This is a genomic window from Romboutsia weinsteinii (assembly GCF_002250835.2).
GTDB classification, from domain to species: domain Bacteria; phylum Bacillota; class Clostridia; order Peptostreptococcales; family Peptostreptococcaceae; genus Romboutsia_A; species Romboutsia_A weinsteinii.
This window is the reverse complement of the sequence record NZ_NOJY02000149.1, coordinates 1-863: the sequence shown is the minus strand read 5'-3', so window position 1 is coordinate 863 and position 863 is coordinate 1. Positions and strand designations below refer to the sequence as shown.

At 34.3% G+C, this 863-nt stretch carries 2 protein-coding genes; both read right to left on the bottom strand.

Features of this window, described 5'->3' with window-relative positions:
- Nucleotides 1–442, bottom strand: a 442-nt coding sequence (locus CHL78_RS20310; protein WP_199534144.1) for a rod shape-determining protein, incomplete at its 3' end; no start/stop codon positions are given.
- A gap of 114 nt (nucleotides 443–556) precedes the next feature.
- Nucleotides 557–823, bottom strand: coding sequence for a sporulation transcriptional regulator SpoIIID (spoIIID, locus tag CHL78_RS20305; RefSeq protein WP_094369115.1), 267 nt, complete (start codon nucleotides 821–823; stop codon nucleotides 557–559).
- Nucleotides 824–863: the final 40 nt, after the last annotated feature.

The window sequence follows — 863 nt, the reverse complement described above, 5'->3', positions numbered from 1 at the left end:
GAGATATATCTACCCCTGCACCAATAGCTGCAGCTATTGGTTCTTCGATAATATATACTTCTCTCGCTCCAGCTTGCCTTGTAGCTTCTTCAACCGCTCTTTTTTCTACTTCTGTAACTCCTGTTGGAACACATACCATAATTCTTGGCATAAAAAATCTGTTAAATCCTTTCTTATCTACAACCTTATCTATAAAGTACTTTAACATTTTCTCAGTTATATCATAGTCAGAAATAACACCATCTTTTAGCGGTCTTATAGCTACTATGTTCCCCGGTGTTCTACCTATCATTTTTCTTGCTTCTTCTCCAACTGCTAAAACAGAATTTGTTCTTTTTTCTATTGCCACAACAGACGGTTCTTCTAAAACAATTCCCTTTCCGTTAACGTATACAAGTACATTGGCAGTTCCCAAGTCTATACCTATGTCAGCTCTAGCCATTTCTTCAACTCCCTTACATGATTTTATATCTAAACGATTCATTATTTTTCAAATTACTCCTAATATACAACATATACAAAAACCATAATTTAGTCAAGAAAAAGATGTAGGTTTTTACCCTACATCTTTTTTTATTTCTTGTTCATATTTTAGTTTAGTTGCCATGCCTCCTCTTATGTGTCTTTCAGATTTATTTTTTTCTAAAACCATCTTAACCTCTTTTGCAAGGTTCGGGTTTATTTCTTCTAATCGTTCCGTTACATCTTTGTGTATAGTACTCTTACTAACACCAAATGTTTTGGCAGTTTGTCTGACCGTAGTATTTTTTTCGAGTATATATTTCGCTACAACTATGGCTCTTTCCTCTATATGCGATCTCAATACTTTCCCCCCTCACATTCTTGCCTTAATGATATATATG